Origin of the sequence: Hyphomonas chukchiensis (assembly GCF_000682695.1) — a bacterium.
Lineage (GTDB): Bacteria > Pseudomonadota > Alphaproteobacteria > Caulobacterales > Hyphomonadaceae > Hyphomonas > Hyphomonas chukchiensis.
The window spans coordinates 35,996-54,319 of the sequence record NZ_AWFG01000020.1; the positions used below are offsets into that span (position 1 = coordinate 35,996).

Consider the following 18,324-nt stretch of genomic DNA (forward strand, 5'->3'; position numbering starts at 1 on the left):
TGCTTAAAACCTCAGTTTCAAGCCAACCGTGAAATACCTGCCAACAACATCATAGAGGCCGGGATTTGTGGAACGGTACACACCGTAAGGAGAGAACGGCACAATGGGAGGGTCTTTATCGAAGAGATTATTGACGGTCCCGAACAATTCCGCTTTTCCGATTCCTGCATCGAAGGCGTACTTCGCTGTTATGTCAGTATAGAAGACTGGATCGACTTTATCGTCAGCCAACGAATTGGGCGGAAGAGTATTGTCATAACTTCCCGAACCGATGAAGCGCTCCTGGAGGTAAAAATCCCAAGCCCCCTGGCTGTAGTTGAGAAGAAGGCTTCCGGACCAATGAGGCGTCCCACTGGCTCCGATATCTCCCGCCCGGTCCACGGATGGCGCACCTGGCACTGTCGTCTCAAGCGTATCCAGATAACTTACCAAGCCGGTAGCGCCAAACTTGCCTGATCCAAGATCACCAGCATAATTCAGCTCCAAGTCTACACCACTTGCCTTGAGACCCGCCAAATTGAGATAGGGGGTATCGATAATAATCAAGCCTGACGAATTGGTGGTGATCTGAGCACATGCGAGCTGCGAACCATTGTCGCACTGGTCAACCGTCTGCTGATTCGAAAGTTGCTGGATGGCACCCTCAATATCAATGCTGTAGTAGTCTACCGTCGCACCAAAACCCTGCAACCAGGCAGGTTGATAGGCCAACCCATAGGTGACGGTGTCCGCAATTTCGGGATTTAGGTCAGGATTGCCCCTCCGCTGCCCCAATGCACTCGACGTACCTCCATTGATACGAACGACCGCCAGAGCATTCTGCACCCCCGTGAACAGTTCCTGAATATTGGCAGCCCTGATGTCCCGGGACCGTGTGGCGCGGAGCCGCAAGTCGTCGAACGGCTCATAACTAATTCCCGCCTTCCACGTCGTGACATCCCCGACCGTGCTATATTCAATAATACGCACTGCGCCATTGAGCGACAGGGATTTCATCAAGGTCTTGTCGATCACCAGAGGCGCATCGGCCTCGACGAAGAATTCCTTGACATCATAAGTCCCCCGCAGTGGCTGAGGATTCGACAGCTGGAAGCCGCCAGGCACGCCGCTCGTCAATCGGTTGATTGCCCCCCCGAAGGCCGTCATCAGTGTCTATTCGTGCCGAGATCGGGTCTCCCGTCTGAGTCGCCGTTTCTTTCCGATATTCGATCCCCGTGGCGATATTCACGTCGCCGGCCGGAAGTGTGAAAGGAGAACCTCGGAGCGTCAGCGAAACGATCTGTTGCTCAAGGGTGAGATCTTTGACCGCAGCACCTGTTGTGTAATCAATCGACGCTTGGGATGGAGATCCCTCGCCAAACAGGTTCATCGGCACGCAGCCGGGATCAAAGCCGGCCAGTGTTGAACGGCAGACTATTTCACCCGTTACCGGATCCAGGACTGCATCTGCGGCAGCAATGGCATTGCGCGTAATGGCATTGCCATTAGTTCGCGCGACCAGATTGTTTTCGGCGCCCATTGCATAGCCGCCCAACTCCCAATCCCCACCCAGGTCCCAATCGAACCCGCCCATAACGCGCCAAGTCTGGCTGGTGTTCTCCGAAATCATGAAGCCCCAGTCCTGATTCGCGCGTGATAGGCGGAACGATTCAATACCGGCCGTAGCCATATCCGCCTTGACCGCATCTGAGAGAAACGCGTTGTCATTAAAGATCGTATACGACGTACCACCAAAATAGTTTGGGTACTGAAGATCATATCCGGTTACGACTTCCGCTACAGTGCCTTCGGCATAAAGGGTCACGCCTCCCGTATTGTACTCACCTCGCGCAAACGCGACTTTTCGCTCAACTCCAGCTGAAATATCGTAGGGAAGCCTGTTGCCGTCCCCTCCGACCTGATAGATTGAGCTGCGGTTGGTCCCGGGGTCGTACGGCGCAGTCGCTCCACCGGGCAGGAACATTGTTCCAGCGAGGGGACCGGACAGAATGGCGCCCCCATTGGACATCTGAAGATTATACGGTGCCGCGATGACTCTCGAAGGCGGCGGAGAATCATTGGCCGCAAGCGCCCACCCAGCATTCCAGTCGCGCGCATCCCAGTTTGTGCCATCCTGATTGAAGGCCTCAAGACTGAAGAGAATATGCCCACTCCCGTTGGCAAACTCCTGCCCTCCGGTCAACGTAGCCTTGTAGAGACCCGAATCATCTTCTCCGGAAATACCCCCTTCCCCTTCGAACTTCAAGCCAGTATAGTCCGTGTCCAGAATGTAATTCACAACACCAGATACTGCGTCGGATCCGTAGGCTGCGGATGCCCCGCCGGTGACAATTTCGACCCGCTTTACAAGCCCCTCAGGAAACAGATTGACGTCCGGAACACCGCCTTCACTAGATGAGACAAAGCGTCGCCCATCAAGCAAGACCAGTGTACGCTCCTTTCCGATTCCTCTCAGGTTAAGGAAAGTGGCCCCATTGTCCCGGGCCGACGACTGCGTTCCGTTGGATGCGCGAGAGGATCCCTTGAACACCGGGAGCTGGAGAAGAGCCTCACTGAGAAGGCCGGGAGACGCTGCCTGCAATTGCTCTGCACTGCGCATCGTCACCGGAACGGGCGTCTCCAGGCCCGAACGCAGGCGGCTACCGGTTACGATGACCTTGTCCAGTTCCCGACTGGCATTTTCACCATCATCGGTACTGGTTCCGATCTGCTCTGCCGTCACTTCCCCCGCGATATCAGTCTCTTGCGCGCTCGCCGCACCGACCATGGTCAATACAGCGGCTCCGCAGCCAAGCCAAAACTTATACGAAATTCCTCGCCTCATGTCTTTTCGACCTCCCTTGGCACGATGGTGGACTATTCCACTCTTCGTTTTTTTTCAGGCACACACCTCCTGAAACTACTTTTACTATATTAGAAATACTTTTCTGGCAATTGGAATGTGTTTCTATTCATAGCATATCGGCCATACTGGAGGCTAATAGCGTCGAGCAATTTTATCAACCTTTTTGTAGGACATTTTTTATCTCCAAATGCAGGTGAGGACATTTGTCGGCTCAGACTATTTATTCTGACACGAGACTTGCGAGAGAATTGCTTGCGCAGCAGCGAAACCAGCGATATCGGATAGCCGGACATTTCCCTGCTCCAACGATTGGATATGAGTGGGATTTTCGTATTTCAGACAATCATTCCATGTCTTTCGGGATTGCTTCCTGAAACTCACTTGGCGAATTCGGATTCTTGACCGAGCCTATCGGCTGATCTCGAGATCGCGTCATTGCCAGTCTGAGGTTTGAAAGCGGCCGTATGGACCATTCCGTCATGATACGGTTGAAGATATTCTGGACACTGCCTATGGCCAGACCGTTCGGCTGCATCACTGGGTTCAAACACACTCTGGCTGTTTGCATGCCTGGACTGCAGTTTTGAGTTGAATTGTGCCATTCGAGGCGGCCGTGACCGATTTGTTCGTCGCCATGCTCCGGAGGAATGATGCAGTCCCAATGAATAGCCCTGCCATCGTCGGAAAGGATGACTTGTAACCAGCGTCTTGATGGCTCTCTCGCGAGCCCATGATGATTAGTATCGCCCTTCAGCCGATCCACGGATTGTAGCTCAAGAATTCATGCCCGAGCGCGCCCTATATGGATTTAGTGATCCTCCCGTTTTTATCGAACCAGGGAGCGGATGCCCGACAATTTCTTCTGCTAGCAAGGCTGCCTCTACCAGCTTCTCCAGATCCACACCCGTTTCGATGCCGGCTTCTTCACACAGGAATACAAGATCCTCCGTGCAGATATTCCCGGCCGCTCCCTTATGCTCGGCGAAGGGGCATCCACCCAGTCCGGCAACGGCGGCGTCAAATCTGTCGATGCCCAATTCCAGTCCGGCCCAGGCATTCGCCAGGGCCATACCACGCGTATCGTGGAGATGAAGGCATAGTTGCAAGTCCGGATACCGGCTTCGTACTGCACCCACGACCCTGCGGATCGATGACGGCGTGGCCCACGCCATCGTGTCCGCCAATGTGATATAGTCCAATGTAACGTTAGCCTCCTGGCTCAACCTCAGAAGGTCTCCGATCATCTCGACCACGTTCTTGGGATCAATATCCCCCGCAAAGTTGCACCCAAACGCGGCCATGAGCGCACCCATCCGTACACGAATTCCCATGTCACGATAGGTGCGAAGGATCTCCCGTTGCTTTTCATAGTTTTCAGTAATGGTCCGGTTTTGGTTACGCCGTAAAAATTCGCCAGAAAGACACAGCGATATATGTCCATGGATGTCCAGTTTTCCCGTTGAAACAGCGCGTCGCAAGCCGGTTTCATTCAGCCACAGCGCAGTGTATTCTACGCCCGGTACACGTTCGAAACCCGCCACAACCTGTTCCGCGTCCGCCATGCCCGGAACGTTCTTCGCCGGCACGAAGGAAACCGTTTGAATTTGACGCAATCCGGTGGTCGAAAGCGCATCAATCAGGCGAATTTTGTCTTCTGTGAGTATAGGTCCCCTCTCAAACTGAAATCCTTCACGGGGGCCTTCCTCCACGATAAATACCTTTTGGGGACGGTCTGACATTATCTGAATCTCATTTTTTCTAGTTTGTTAGATCTGTCGTCGCTCTCAAATTCTCGAGATTCTGTAGCTTGCCCAGCAACGCATCCGGATCGATCCAATCGACACCCTGTGCACACATGTGGAATTTTTGACTGAGTTCTTCATCCGACAATGGAAGTTGCGCATTTCCCCGGGCAAAACGGATCTCCCCGCTATCGAATTCCCGTCCGTCATGCATCACGACTATTACCCTTTCTGTAAGGGCCAGTCCCAATTCGTTCGGGGAATGGGTGTCGATTGTCTCAATTTCGACTTTCTCAATCAATCCCTGGACATCTGCCCGGCCGACATATGAGTCGGTCATCTGTTCAAAACCGATGTGTCCGGCTGTGATTGCGGCAGCTGCGGCAAACTCAATACTGAACGCGGCTTCGAGCGCCGTTTTTGGACGATGATTGCGTAGCAACGCCGCCTGTGTAGGGCTGAAGATTACGCGAACTTGGCCGATGTCATCGCTGGCAATCGCATTGGCTCGGGTGAGTTCGATCAATCCGTCAATGGCCCTGTGGGTTGCATAGCAGATAGGATATTTCTTGATCGAAAGCCCGAGTTCCGAGATCCAAAGCCGCTCCTGCGGTCGAATGCGGGAATTTCGATCCGTGTTTCCACGGGGCGAGATCGCCGCCAGCAAGCCTGCGTAATGTTCGAGAGCATCTTCCGATCCCGTCATGCCGGCACCGGCGAGCCTTGCTGCATACACACCGCGAGATGCGGCCATCCCGACCTGAAGGGGCTTGGCCATGGAGCCAAAATTTGCCGCAAGGCCGCTGGAAAAGCTTGCAGCAATTGCAAGGGCATTACGTGCCGTCACGGCATCGAATCCATGCAAGCTTGCCACCGCCGCTGCCGCCCCGATTGTTCCAAATATCGACGTAGGATGCCAACCTTTCGCATGCAGGGGGTCGGATTCTCTCCAACAAAGCTCAGCCCAAACCTGATATCCTGAAACATAAGCTGCAACCGCCTCGGCCCCGGATCGCCCAAGCCTGTCGGCTTCGGCAAGAACTGCAGGCACCAGGACCGCACTTGGATGCCCCAGTAGCGCAACATCATCAAAATCCAGGGCGTGAGCTGAAGCTGAATTGATCATGACGGCACTTTGCACATCTGCGCTGGCCAGACCCATGAGGACCGAAGAACCACCCCTCTCCAGTCGTCCATGAAGCTCACAGAGTGTGAGAACGACTTTTTCGTTCCGTCCAGAAAGCATCGTAGCAATCGCGTCGATAAATCCCCGCTTCGCGATCGCGATTGCATCCAAAGGAAGAACAAATTTTCGACTTTCCGCGACCAGCTCAGCCAAATCCTGAGTTAGCCCGGACATCAATACGACCTCGGCAATTTCAAGACGTGCTCGGCAATGTATGCCAATACCAGATTATGAGAAACGGGTGCGATACGTCCCAATCGCGCTTCGCGCCAGCGACGCTCGACGTGGAATTCTTTGGCCGCCGCAAAGCCGCCATGGGTCTGGAAACATGCCTCGGCAGCCTGCCAGTTCGCCTCGGCTGAAAACAACCTGGCCAGATTCGCATCTTCGCCGGTTTCCTTGCCCACATCATACAGAGCAACTGCCTTGCGGGTCAGCATGTCCGCTGCCACGACATTTGCGTAGGCTTCGGCGATGGGAAATTGAATCCCCTGATTTTGGCCGATTGGCCGGTCAAACACGATACGTTCCTTGGCATATTTGACAGCAGTCTCGATAAACCAGCGGCCGGATCCGATGTGCACATGAGAGGCCAGGATTCGCTCAGAGTTCATGCCGCTCAGTATATACTTGAAACCTTTTCCTTCTTCCCCGATGAGGCTGTCAGCTGGTATTCGCAGATTATCGAAAAAGACTTCGTTTGTTTGGTGATTGATGAAGGCATCGAGGGGCTGAATTGTCATTCCGTTTCCAACAGCTGCTCGCATATCGACAAGGAAGACCGAAAGCCCATCGGTTTTTTTTGCGACTTCACTCCTGGGCGTGGTCCTGGCAAGCAAAAGCATCAGGTCAGATTGGCGCGCTCTCGACGTCCATATCTTTTGCCCATTTATGACGTAGCTGTCGCCGTCCCTAACAGCGCTGGTTCGCAGACTGGTGGTATCGCTCCCGCTCGTCGGCTCCGTCACTCCGAATGCTTGGAGACGTATATTCCCCTTGGCGATCTCGGGCAGGTATTTCTGCTTTTGCTCAGCACTCCCGTGACGCAGAACAGTACCCATAGTATACATCTGGGCAAAGATCATTCCTGCGTTGCCTCCGCAGGCCATGATCTCCTCGAGGACAACGCCCGCAGCACGAAATGGAAGCCCTGCCCCTCCATATTCTTCGGGGATCAGGGCAGACAGCCACCCGGCCTCGGTCAGCGCATCCACGAAGGCTTGAGGGTAGGCTTCCGCCTTCTCCACCTTGAGCCAGTAATCCAGAGGAAACTTTGTGCACAACGAACGAATTGCTTCGCGGATCTCCCGATAATCCTCACCGGAAGTAATTGTAAGTTCTATTGGTTCTCGATGCCCCAACAATTGATCATCTCCCTATATATATATTTTCAACGGCCTTTGAATTCGGGAACCCGCTTTTCGTTAAAAGCAGCTATCCCTTCACGTCGGTCCTGTGTATCCAGCAGCCTGTAATATGCTTCCAACTCATATCGATAGCCGGTCGCCAGATCAGTCTGCAGGCCAAAATGGATTGATTTACGCGCCTGTCTCACTGAGAGCGGAGCGCATTCTGCAATTTTCTTTGCCGTCGCAAGCGCCTCACTGATCAACTCAGTCTGAGGGCATAACCGGTTTATCATTCCCCAACGGCACGCCTCTTCTGCGCTGAACGGAACGGCAGCCAAAATCAGTTCTTTTGCCCTGCGCTCACCAACAGCTCTGGGCAGGTTCTGCGTGCCCATACCTCCCGGCATAATTCCGATCTTGCATTCTGTCAGGGCAAACCGCGCATCTTCCGAAGCATAAATAAAGTCACAACTCAGGGCGGTCTCAAGACCTCCCGCATAGCATATCCCGTTTACCGCTGCTATCCAGGGTATTTTGCTCTCTATACGCATCATCAACATTCGCTCCCCAATCTCGTGCTGGAGCGTCCAGTCCTCGATACTCTGGGTATTTCTGTCCTTGAGATCTCCACCCGCTGAAAATGCGCGGCCGGCGCCAGTCAAAACAACGCATCGGACCCAGTCGGGATCGAATTGCAGACGAGTCAGAAGGTCATTCTGCTCACGCGTCATAGTCATATCAATGGCATTTAGCCTGTCAGGCCGATTCATGGTGACCAGCATTACGTGGGAACCGATTCGCTCCACCCGCAGTGTCTCATAGTCGGGAATATCCATGCCCCCTCCCTCAACCGACCTTGGTCGGCTCTGCAAGGACCTCACTCGTATGCTGACCAAGGGTGGGGGGGCCAGTACGCCCGCCCGGCCTGGTTCCATCAAAGCTTAGCGGCAGCATGACGTGTTCTATCTCTCCCCCACCGGGTATTGTCCTTATGATATCGAGCGCTTTCGTTTGTTCGCTTTCCAGCATTTCCTTGACATTATTGACGGGAGCACAAGGCACGCCCACTGCATCAATCGCCGTGAGCCAATGCTCCATGGTTTCCTTTTTTATCTCGGTTGCAATCAGATCATTCAGCTCTTGTCGGTTTGCAAATCTATCTCCATTGGAAACAAATCGCGCATCTGTCGCCCATTGGGACTGCCCAAGTACTCCGCAAAGCTTTTGAAACAATGAGTCGTTTCCGGCCGCGACGATCAGATACCTCCCATCAGAAGCTGCGTAGGCCTGATAGGGAGCTATTCCCGCCTGCCCGGTGCCCATAGGCTTGGCAACCTCGCCTGTTGCAGAATAGCGCGACACATAGCCCATCATCCAGGTTATCGCCGTCTCGAGCAACGAAACATCGACGGTCGCGCCGACACCTGTCTCCCGTTTTCGCATGAGGGCGCACAAGATACCGATAACCGCCCACATGCCGGTACCCAGATCCACAATCGACGGTCCGACGCGGACGGGTGGCCTCCCCTCTTCTCCGACGACACTCATTATGCCGGCAAATGCCTGCATCAGCGGATCATATCCTGGCCGCCGCGCAAAGGGACCGTCCTTCCCGAAAGCGCCGAGATTGCAAAAGACCAAGCCCGGCTTCAGATCCCTGAAGTATTCCGCACCCATCCCTATTTCGTCCAAGTGGCCGGGTCGAAGATTTTGCAGAACAACATCTGCCCTTTCACTCACGAGCCGCCTCAGGCTTTCTCGATCGGAGTTCTTCCTCAAGTCCAGAACGACTGACTTCTTGTTCCGATTTGCCGATGGAAAGGCGGTGTATGGTGGCCCCCATTTTCGCGCATCATCGCCCTGAGCACGCTCAACCTTGATAACTTCGGCGCCAAGATCCCCCAGAATCTGGCCCGCGAAAGGGGCCGCCAGACTTCCGCCAATCTCGATCACAACGATGCCTGACAATGGATAGGTATTGGAACTCATCTTATCACTCCGAATTTTTTTCCGCGCGGACAGGCGGTCATTATCCATCTATATATCTAGACGATTTTGTCTGACAATAATGACCATTCTCGAAACATGCAAGCCGAACTTGCCAATTACGCAACCGCGTGGATTGACGAGACTTTCTTATCAAGCGCGACAATCAACTCTCTTTGGCGCTCGCGTGCCAAGCGGATACTCTCGTCCTTGACGTGCCCATATCCCCGTATCCGTGATGGTACATCCGCAAGCTTGCATGATACCGAATAGTTATCCGTCAGGTTCGCAAGCAGCTTCTTGATGAGCGCCTCGTACTCATCGACCAGTGCGCGCTCAGTCCGACGCTCATCCGTGTGGCCGAATGGATCAGCCCAGGTGCCACGAAGTATCTTGAGCTTCGCGAGCAGGGGAAATACCCGGAACATCCATGGCCCGAACATTCTCTTCTTGAGTTGACCGGTCGCCTTGTCCCGCCTTGAGAACAAGGGTGGCGCCAGGTGGACCTTCAGCTTGAAATCGCCTTGAAATTGCTGTCGCAACTTTTCTCGGAACTCCGGCGCACTGTAGAGACGCGCCACTTCGTACTCATCCTTGTAAGCCATCAACTTGTAAAAGTTCGTGGCAACTGACCTTGAGAATTGCCCTTGGAAAGCCCCCTCGGGATCTGCGGCGCATGCCGCGTCAGCCAAGGCCCTGTAACGATCCGCATACGCTCTGTCCTGGTAGACCTCAAGCTCAAGCGCCCGTCGATCGACCATGGCCTGTGTCGACAAATTCAGGTCTTGCTCAGGTGCCAGCGAAGGCTTCAGCAGGGCCGATATTTTCTCAGGATCATGCGCAGCCAGCCTTCCCCATGCGAAAGTCTCCTTGTTGGCCTGGATTGCGACTCCATTCAGCTCGATAGCCTGCTCGATCGCTGAAAGCCTGAGGGGCACAAGTCCTTTCTGCCACGCGTACCCCAGCATGAAGACATTGGTTGCGATTGCGTCCCCCATAAGCGCCGATGCAATGGCCGTCGCATTCACGAAATCGACGTTTCCTCCAATCGCCTGGGCAAGGGACTGGCGCATGCGAGACGTTTGAAAATCCATGTCATTGTCTCGAACAAAGTCTGACGTGGGCTGGAGATGCTCGTTTACCACCGCCCTCGTCGTCTCTGGATTGTAGCAGGATAGCGCAGCCTGGCTTCCCGCCACCACAATGTCACACCCAATCAGCAGATCGGCCCGACCTCTGCCAATGCGTACGGAGTGAAGCTCCTCCGGGTCAGGTCCAAGCCGTACATGACTCATCACAGCGCCATTTTTTTGGGCGAATCCGGTATTGTCGAGCACAGAGCAGCCCAGTCCGTCCATGTGAGCGGCCATTCCGAGCAACGCGCCGACCGTAATGACCCCAGTGCCCCCAATACCGGTAATCAAGATGTCGTAGCTCTGATCCAGCACTGGAATCGATGGGAAGGGTATTTCGGCAAAGAGTTCATCCCCCTGCCCGACCTGCGCTTTAGGCGCCTTTCTAAGGTCACCGCCAAACACAGTTACAAAACTGGGACAGAATCCATTTGCACAGGAATAGTCCTTGTTGCAGTCCGACTGGTCGATTTGCCGTTTTCGACCATACTCCGTCTCCAAGGGCTTTACTGCGACACAATTGGACTTCACTGAGCAGTCTCCACATCCTTCACAGACCCGGTCGTTGATAAAGATTCGTTTGGGAGGGTCGGGATATAGCCCGCGCTTCCGACGGCGCCGCTTTTCAGCGGCGCAGGTCTGATCGTATATCAATACGGTCAAGCCCCGCACTTCGCGCAGATCCTTTTGCACCGTATCAAGATCATCGCGATGCCGAACAACCGTCCCGGGCGCAAATTCAGCGCCAGCACCATATTTGTCTGGTTCATCTGTTACAATATATATTTTTTTTGCGCCCTCCGCGGATACTTGTCTCGTAATCTGCGGAACTGTCAGGGGCGCATCGTGAGGCTGCCCGCCCGTCATTGCGACGGCATCGTTATATAAGATCTTGTAGGTGATGTTTACATTGGATGCAGCCGCAGCGCGAACCGCCAGGAGACCGGAATGGTTGTAGGTTCCGTCGCCCAGATTCTGGAAAATATGCTCATCACCGCTGAACGGCGCCTGGCCGATCCAGTTCGCTCCCTCCCCCCCCATTTGGGTTATTGTCGATGTCCGCTTCTCGGGGACAAACATTGCCATACCATGGCAACCGATTCCGGCTCCCGCACGACTGCCTTCCGGAAGATTTGTGGAAGTATTGTGCGGACAACCTGAACAGAAAAATGGCGTGCGTGTCAGACTGACCACCTGGCCGCTTGTCGGCTGAGCCAAGTCAGCCAGCACACCAGCGGCGGCTCGTACTGCCGCATCGTCGGAAATCCGAAGAATTCGGTCCGCCAGAACCAGTCCAATTGCCAGCGGATCAAGCTCGCCTGTCTCGGGCAGTAATTCGCGCCCCAGTTCGTCCAGCTTTCCAACGACGATCGGGCGGCGCGGGAGATTGCATAGCGCCTTCATCAGCTGGTCTTCGATTAGGGAGCGCTTCTCCTCGACCACGACCACTTCCTCGAGACCATCGACAAAGCGCTTTATCCCCTCCGTTTCCAAGGGCCAGGTCATCCCGACCTTGTAAATCGAAATCCCGAGTTCGCGCGCACGGGCCTCATCAATACCCAGATCAGACATCGCCTGACGAACATCAAGATACGCCTTGCCGGTTGTCACGACGCCCAATCGAGCCCCCGGCGAGTTCCAGACCGATCGGTCAAACGGGTTTGCTCGCGCGAATGCAGCGACAGCTTTCAACTTAGCCCCCACCAACCGCCGCTCCTGTTCGACTGTCGGATCGGGTGAACGAATACCAAGGCCGCCCTCCGGAGGCACGAAGTCAGTGGGCAGGACAATTGTCACCCTTTCCGGGTCGACGGAAATCGAAGCGCTGCTCTCGACAGTTTCTGCCACAGCCTTGAAACCTACCCAGCAGCCGGAATATCGGGACAGGGCGAAGCCCATCAGACCAAAATCCACATACTCCTGGACACTCGAAGGATTGATGACCGGGATCATTGCCGCGATCATCACTTGTTCGCTCTGGTTCACGAGCGTTGACGAAACGCCCCCGTGATCGTCCCCCAGAATTGCTAGAACACCACCATACGAACTGGTTCCGGCGGAATTCGCATGCTTTAACGCATCAAGTGATCGATCGACACCCGGCGCCTTGCCATACCAGATTCCGAATACACCATCCACTTTGGCCCCCGGAAAGAGGTTTACCTGCTGACTGCCCCATACCGCAGTAGCCGCAAGTTCTTCATTTACGCCCGGTTCAAAATGAATGTTCTCGGCTTCCAACAGTTTCTTGGCAGCCCATAATGCCTGATCGTAGCCACCAAGGGGGGAGCCCCGATATCCCGATATGAATCCCCCCGTATTCAACCCGTTGGCCTTGTCCCGGCTACGCTGGATCAACGGCAAACGCACCAGAGCCTGAATACCCGTCAAATAGATCCGCCCTTCAGATGACTTGTATTTATCATCGAGTGACACATGCCCGGGGGCGCCTGCATTTATCATGAATCTTCCTATCTGATCTTGCGCCCCGACCCGAGTTCATCCGCGACACCTAACGCTCCCGAATAGCGATCAAGCTATTCTGATTCAGGCCGCAGATGTCTTTTCACTCCGGGGCAGGCGCTGTCGCCAAGTTTCCCATTAAATATGAATAGTACCATTATGTTGTACGAAACTGTCCTACATTGCAAGAATGATTCCCTGTCCCTTTTTGGCACGGCCCGCAACCGCCGGAAGATGCGGCCTCCCGCATCCAATGCCTGCCGGAGGCTGCATACGCCTTCACCCCGGGTAGCGGCATGTCCCCGAATCGTCTGTCGCCGATTACCGGGCACAGTATCTGGCCTGGAACTCGGTAACCCGATGTGAATGGGGTTCTGGCCTCAGGGCCGTCGATCACTCACCCCAAGAATTGAAAGGGCCGATCAAACAAGTGTGCCATTACCAACCGATCGACGCATGCAATCGCTCCGCTCAGGCTGCCTATGCGTCGGACTGTCGGCCCGGCATTTTGCCGCCATTGAGCGCTCAGGATGCGCCTCGCATCATTCCGCAGCGCCTGATTACGCGTGCAGCACGTTTCTGAGGCAAGAGATTGCGCGATGACAACTCCGCCAAACACTCCCCACAGCACATTCAGGTCGTGCGACGGCTCTCCTGGAAACTATGACAGTGCACGCCAGGCAGTTCGCGATCCGTGGTGACAATAACGACCGTTCAATTGTTGCAAGTCCTGCGTCCTTGACCAAGGAACAAGGGGGCTTGGCGAGGTCACCGAGCACGCCGCCGCCCTGCGAGAAGAGCTCAGCGCTCGTGCGAACGCAAAGCCCCCCCCCCTCGGGAAGGAGCTCCTCCGCAAAGACTTCAGGCGGACAACTTCCTTAGACCACGCCGCGCTCCTTGAGTTCCATTAGCTCGGCGTTCGATACCCCACATAGCCTATTCAGTATTTCTTCCGTGTGCTCACTTAGTGTTGGCGCAAAACGGGTTTCAAGCTTGTCCGTCTCATCGAATCTTAGTGGACTGTTGGGCAGAACCACGCGTCCAAGGCGCGGATGATCCACCCATTCAAGCATCCCCCGCTCGTGCATATGCGGATCATTTAGGACCTCGCTTATCGTCCGCACCGGCGCGCTCGGGACCTTGTGGCTTTTCGTCTTCTCAAACAGGTCAGCCATGGATTGCTGGGAAGTCCAAGCTTCAATGAGCGCGTCCGTCTCGTCCATGTTGCAAACACGGCTTGCGTTTGTCGCAAATTTTGGATCGTCTATCAGATCTGGCCGCTCCATCAGGTTTGCCAATGCGCGCCAGTGATTTTCCTTGACGCAGATGATCGCGACATAACCGTCCAAAGAACGATAGACATTATACGGAGCAATTGCAAGACCGCTATGTCGGTTTCCGGTTCTTAGAGACATGGACGGGTCCTTGCCATGAAACATACCGAGTATCGAGGCGAGCGTCGGAAACACCGTCTCTTGCATAGCAACCTCGACAAGCCGTCCGTGACCGGTCCGCGCGCGCTCTACAAGAGCCGTCATGACGCCAGCGTAAAGATGTGTGCCCCCGAGAAAATCGGCAATGGCCGGCCCCGCTTTCATCGGAGGACCGTCAGGCATGCCTGTAACACTCATAATTCCCGAAACCGCTTGTATCGTCAGATCCATTGCCAGGCCATCTCTGTCTCGACCCGAGATTCCATAGCCAGTCGCAGTCGCGTAGATGAGGCGTGGATTGACCTGCCGGAGAACCTCCCACCCGATTCCAAGCCTGTCCATCACACCCGGGGCGAAATTTTCCAGAACAACATCCGCATCCGATACGAGTTGCATGAAGAGCTCACGCCCGCGGCTCGTCTTCAGATTGAGCGTAATCCCCTTCTTGTTTGCGTTGAGCATCTCGAAAGGCAGCATCGCACCTTCATTGATTTCCGCTCGCGACCGTGCGGATTCGCCTTCCGGCGACTCGACTTTTATGACCTCTGCCCCAGCCTTTGCCATTAGAAACGTTGCGTACGGACCCTGATAGACTTGACCGAGGTCAATAACTCTCAGACCCGCCAGGGGTAGATTTTTTGCATTTTGCTTGTCTGTGGCCATTTCGCCGCTTTCCTGAAAACTGTGCTGCTCATGACGTTAGCTCACAAATAGGTGTTCTGCAATTTAGAAAACAGTTCCGAATATTTCCTTTGAGGCCATTGGCATTCCGCAGGTCAAGTTTGGAACTTGGGTCCGTTCCAATCACAGGTTTGATCGCCCCCGTCCGGAAACCTAAGGCTCACCGCCGCACCCTCGCCCAGTTCGCCCCGGGGCCTGGAGGGCATGTCTCCTCCATAGCTCCAGCGATGATGAAGAAACCAGATGAATACCCTGCAATGTATTGAAATCCTGCTGCCAGGAACGCAAACAGGCATGAATGATTGCAGCCACGACGTCCGGACTGCCGGGCAATTAACTTGCATCCGACCCAAGTCTTCCACACAAAAGCGATTTCTTGAGCGTTGTGTTGAATTGCCCCATGATGTTCGCTATCATGGAATAGTGTTCGACTATGTGAGCTACTCTCGACCCTTGGGCAAGATTTAACCCTTCATACGCCGAAGATCACGTGCGTGTTTGAAAGCGGCCTCAGTTCTAATTGAGAATGCAGGGACTCATCGACGGGGTTTACGTATAAAAGGACGAAGGATTTCTGAATACATGGTGAAAACGAAGCTGTCGGCGACTTTGGATATAGCACTACCCGAAGATGAAGAGTCTTCGGCTTCAACGCGAATGGATACAACCCTGGTTAAGGGCTTGTCTGTCTTGATTGCGCTCGCTGAATCAAATTCGCCATTGGGCGTATCGGCTTTGAGTTCAGAGCTGGGCTACGGAAAAAGCAATATTCATCGCCTCCTGAATACCCTCCTTGAGATGGGATTTGTGGCACAGGAAGATGACACGCGGCGATATAAGGCAACCTTGAAGCTCTGGGAGCTCGGGTCCGTCGTCATCGACCGGCACATGCTCCGGCGCGCAGCCAGACCGACGATAAGAGACATCAACTCAGAGACAGGCAACAGCGTCTTCGTCACAACGCTCTCGGGAACAGATATACTTTATATTGAGAAGGCAGAGTCAGTTCAGGGTCCCCGCTCTTCCACAAGGGCGGGCCTCAGAGTGCCCGCAGCCTTTACGGCGGCGGGCAAGGTGCTGCTTGCACACCAGCGTGATCCAATCGCGCTGCTAGATCATATCCTCAAGACTGTTCCCAATGCTTCAGCCCTGGATCGCAAGGCGCTCGTCAAGGAATTTGAGGAAATCAGGTCTTTGGGCTACGCCATTTCCCGAGGAGGCTGGACGAGGGGATTCAATTCGGTCGCGGTGGTGATACCGCAATTGCAGGGCCCTAACGAGCAAGGCTATCCACACTCGGCCTTGGGTATGGCATCAACTGACGAGTTCCTGAACACCTCAGACCCCAAAGAGGCCGTGCGCATTCTTACCGATGGTGCCCGCAGAATTGCCGAACTGCTCGGTCCGTTAGGCACCGTTGTCTCCTGATCGGGAAGGCGAACAGGACCGCCCTCAGCTGGTCGCCTCTGAGTCAATCAGTCCCGAACTAAAGTGCCCGCTCGATTCGTTTCCCGCGATCTGAATTTTGCGCGATGCAAAATTTCGACATGCGTTGCGAGATGCCGGCTAACGGATAGCTATGCTCAGGAGATATCTTTATCACTGATATGGAAACTTCTGGTTCGACCAGAAGGATCGACGCCGATTGGCAATTTCAGTTTTGTACCAGGCAAGACAACTGAAAGTACCACAAATCCGGCGGTTGATGGTCTCCAGATACCGTTGCTGGCAGAACGTCGGCAGGCCCCAACCGCTCGGATACTAAGTGTGACCTTCAGCGACTGGGCTCGCCTGGAGATCGACTGGCGGAAGTATTGAACGCCGGACACACAAGAGAACGCGCACCTGCCATATTCATTCCGTCTTGCCTCACTCTGTCCTCGAAGCGTGGTCCGGAGTTCGGACTTCAGCTGATGCGTCGGGTACTGAAGCTGCCATCGCATTGTCATTCCTGGCTGGCGAACGCGAGAGTCGGGACTCTTGAACACGTTGCGTCAAGATTCCCCGCGCTCCCGACTTTCAGGCTCGACGAGCCCGGACGCTGCTTCGTGCATTCTTCAAATCGCCTCAACGATCGTCACGTTCGCCATACCGCCACCCTCACACATGGTTTGCAGACCATAACGCAAACCGCGTGCATGAAGGGCGTGAACGAGCGTGGTCATGAGCTTGGTCCCCGATGCGCCGAGCGGGTGACCCAGCGCGATCGCCCCACCATTCACATTCAATTTTTCAGGATCTGCGCCCAGCGTTTCAAGCCATGCCATAGGCACAGAGGCAAATGCTTCATTCACCTCGTAGAGGTCGATCTCCGCCATGGATAGATTCCGGCGCGCCAGCGCCTTCTGCGTTGCAAAGATGGGCTCTTCAAGCATAATGACAGGATCGCCAGCCGTAACGAGCATGCTTACGATGCGCGCCTTCGGTTTTAATCCGTGCATCTTGATGGCCGCTTCATTCGCAATCAGCAGGCCGGAGGCGCCATCGCAAATCTGACTTGCATTCGCGGCAGTGATGGTTCCCCCTTCCATGAGTGTCCTGACGGATCCCATACGCTCGAGATCTGCGTCGTAGCGGATACCCTCGTCCCGATTATGCTGGACCGGACCATCGCTGCCCGTTACCTGCAAGGGTACAATTTCAGAGTTGAACGCGCCGGATTCCGTTGCTCGTGCTGCGCGTCGATGGCTTTCCAGCGCAAACCGGTCCATGTCGTCTCTGGTGAACCCGTATTTTTCTGCAATCATCTGCGCACCCTGAAACTGGCTGAATTCCTTGATGCCATATTTGCGCTGGATTCGTTCGCTCCAGGGCCCATCTCCGATACCCGCTTTCGCGAACAAATCGATCGCCGAATTCATCGGCACCCGCGACATGCTTTCCACGCCAGCGGCAATCACCATGTCCTGCGTACCGGACATCACAGCCTGCGCCGCAAACTGTAACGCCTGCTGAGACGATCCGCACTGGCGATCTATCGTGACTGCCGGCACACTTTGGGGAAGTCTTGACGCAAGCACCGCATTACGGCCAAGCGCAGACGACTGCTCTCCCGCCTGGCTGACGCACCCCATGATGACATCTTCGATTGCTGCGGGATCGACACCTGAACGATCAATCAGCGCGTTCAGGACCTCGCTCGCCATGTCCGCCGGATGCCAGCCCGAAAGCGCTCCATTGCGGCGACCTCCTGCGGTCCTTGCTGATTCAATTATATAGGCGTCCGGCATCTCTCTTACTCCTTCAAAAAATGGTTGTTTGAATTATTACGGGCGTCACGACTGTATGCGTCCCGGCTGAACTGATATTTTGCGAGTTCGCACCCGCTGTTTGAATGCTGATTTGCAGACCGAATTTGTCTTTCTACTGACTTTTTCATGTCGGCGCGCAATCATACTACGATGTGTCCAGACCGCAGCGCGCAATGTCTTTCATCGGTATTGATGTATCGCCAAGCGTGGCGGGTGCAAGTTTTGCGCCCGCCATGATCAGCTTTTTCGAGGCGA

The 18,324-nt window shown here is 54.6% G+C and carries 12 protein-coding genes; 1 reads left to right on the forward strand and 11 read right to left on the reverse strand.

All coding sequences use genetic code 11. The annotated features are described in order from the left end of the window. Positions 1 to 3 precede the first annotated feature (3 nt). From HY30_RS08910 to HY30_RS08950, 10 genes are all read right to left on the reverse strand, one after another. Positions 4 to 1,116 carry a TonB-dependent receptor domain-containing protein gene (locus HY30_RS08910; RefSeq protein WP_162176917.1) on the reverse strand — a complete coding sequence of 371 codons (1,113 nt, stop codon included), beginning with the start codon at positions 1,114 to 1,116 and terminating at the stop codon, positions 4 to 6. Beyond that, on the reverse strand, positions 1,052 to 2,767 hold the full coding sequence (locus HY30_RS19225) for a TonB-dependent receptor plug domain-containing protein (RefSeq protein ID WP_241765682.1): 1,716 nt from the start codon (positions 2,765 to 2,767) through the stop codon (positions 1,052 to 1,054). Before HY30_RS19225 ends, HY30_RS08910 begins: the two co-directional genes overlap by 65 nt. Positions 2,768 to 3,188: 421 nt before the next feature. Further along, positions 3,189 to 3,608, reverse strand: coding sequence for a hypothetical protein (locus tag HY30_RS19990; RefSeq protein ID WP_155839286.1), 420 nt, complete (start codon positions 3,606 to 3,608; stop codon positions 3,189 to 3,191). A 10-nt stretch (positions 3,609 to 3,618) separates the two neighbouring features. Beyond that, positions 3,619 to 4,584 (reverse strand): hydroxymethylglutaryl-CoA lyase, encoded by a 966-nt coding sequence (locus HY30_RS08920; protein ID WP_034739277.1) that lies wholly within the window; start codon positions 4,582 to 4,584, stop codon positions 3,619 to 3,621. 19 nt (positions 4,585 to 4,603) lie between these two features. Beyond that, positions 4,604 to 5,947, reverse strand: a complete 1,344-nt coding sequence (locus HY30_RS08925; RefSeq protein ID WP_051615194.1) for an MmgE/PrpD family protein — start codon at positions 5,945 to 5,947, stop codon at positions 4,604 to 4,606. Further along, a complete protein-coding gene (locus HY30_RS08930) occupies positions 5,947 to 7,137 on the reverse strand; it encodes an acyl-CoA dehydrogenase family protein (RefSeq protein WP_051615196.1) in 1,191 nt (396 codons plus the stop codon). The genes HY30_RS08925 and HY30_RS08930 overlap by 1 nt, the downstream gene beginning before the upstream one ends. Before the next feature lie 26 nt (positions 7,138 to 7,163). Beyond that, a complete protein-coding gene (locus HY30_RS08935) occupies positions 7,164 to 7,958 on the reverse strand; it encodes an enoyl-CoA hydratase/isomerase family protein (protein ID WP_034739281.1) in 795 nt (264 codons plus the stop codon). 10 nt (positions 7,959 to 7,968) lie between these two features. Further along, on the reverse strand, positions 7,969 to 9,159 hold the full coding sequence (locus HY30_RS08940) for a CaiB/BaiF CoA transferase family protein (protein WP_206741446.1): 1,191 nt from the start codon (positions 9,157 to 9,159) through the stop codon (positions 7,969 to 7,971). Positions 9,160 to 9,227: 68 nt separating this feature from the next. Continuing rightward, complete coding sequence (locus HY30_RS08945) at positions 9,228 to 12,704, reverse strand: indolepyruvate ferredoxin oxidoreductase family protein (RefSeq protein ID WP_051615198.1); 3,477 nt, start codon at positions 12,702 to 12,704, stop codon at positions 9,228 to 9,230. Positions 12,705 to 13,582: 878 nt separating this feature from the next. Continuing rightward, positions 13,583 to 14,800, reverse strand: coding sequence for a CaiB/BaiF CoA transferase family protein (locus HY30_RS08950; protein WP_034739283.1), 1,218 nt, complete (start codon positions 14,798 to 14,800; stop codon positions 13,583 to 13,585). 600 nt (positions 14,801 to 15,400) lie between these two features. Between HY30_RS08950 and HY30_RS08955 the strand changes: the two genes are divergently transcribed. Beyond that, on the forward strand, positions 15,401 to 16,246 hold the full coding sequence (locus HY30_RS08955; RefSeq protein WP_081812145.1) for an IclR family transcriptional regulator: 846 nt from the start codon (positions 15,401 to 15,403) through the stop codon (positions 16,244 to 16,246). A gap of 629 nt (positions 16,247 to 16,875) precedes the next feature. Here the strand turns inward: HY30_RS08955 and HY30_RS08960 are convergent. Further along, positions 16,876 to 18,048 (reverse strand): acetyl-CoA C-acetyltransferase, encoded by a 1,173-nt coding sequence (locus HY30_RS08960; RefSeq protein WP_034739285.1) that lies wholly within the window; start codon positions 18,046 to 18,048, stop codon positions 16,876 to 16,878. Positions 18,049 to 18,324 lie beyond the last annotated feature (276 nt).

Bases quoted from the DNA above. Each gene is read 5' to 3' on its own strand.
- HY30_RS08955 (WP_081812145.1), top strand. From the start codon at position 15,401: ATGGTGAAAACGAAGCTGTCGGCGACTTTGGATATAGCACTACCCGAA.
- HY30_RS08920 (WP_034739277.1), bottom strand. From the start codon at position 4,584: ATGTCAGACCGTCCCCAAAAGGTATTTATCGTGGAGGAAGGCCCCCGT.
- HY30_RS08950 (WP_034739283.1), bottom strand. From the start codon at position 14,800: ATGGCCACAGACAAGCAAAATGCAAAAAATCTACCCCTGGCGGGTCTG.
- HY30_RS08940 (WP_206741446.1), bottom strand. From the start codon at position 9,159: ATGGATAATGACCGCCTGTCCGCGCGGAAAAAAATTCGGAGTGATAAG.
- HY30_RS08960 (WP_034739285.1), bottom strand. From the start codon at position 18,048: ATGCCGGACGCCTATATAATTGAATCAGCAAGGACCGCAGGAGGTCGC.
- HY30_RS08925 (WP_051615194.1), bottom strand. From the start codon at position 5,947: ATGTCCGGGCTAACTCAGGATTTGGCTGAGCTGGTCGCGGAAAGTCGA.
- HY30_RS08935 (WP_034739281.1), bottom strand. From the start codon at position 7,958: ATGGATATTCCCGACTATGAGACACTGCGGGTGGAGCGAATCGGTTCC.
- HY30_RS19225 (WP_241765682.1), bottom strand. From the start codon at position 2,767: ATGGTCGGTGCGGCGAGCGCGCAAGAGACTGATATCGCGGGGGAAGTG.
- HY30_RS08945 (WP_051615198.1), bottom strand. From the start codon at position 12,704: ATGATAAATGCAGGCGCCCCCGGGCATGTGTCACTCGATGATAAATAC.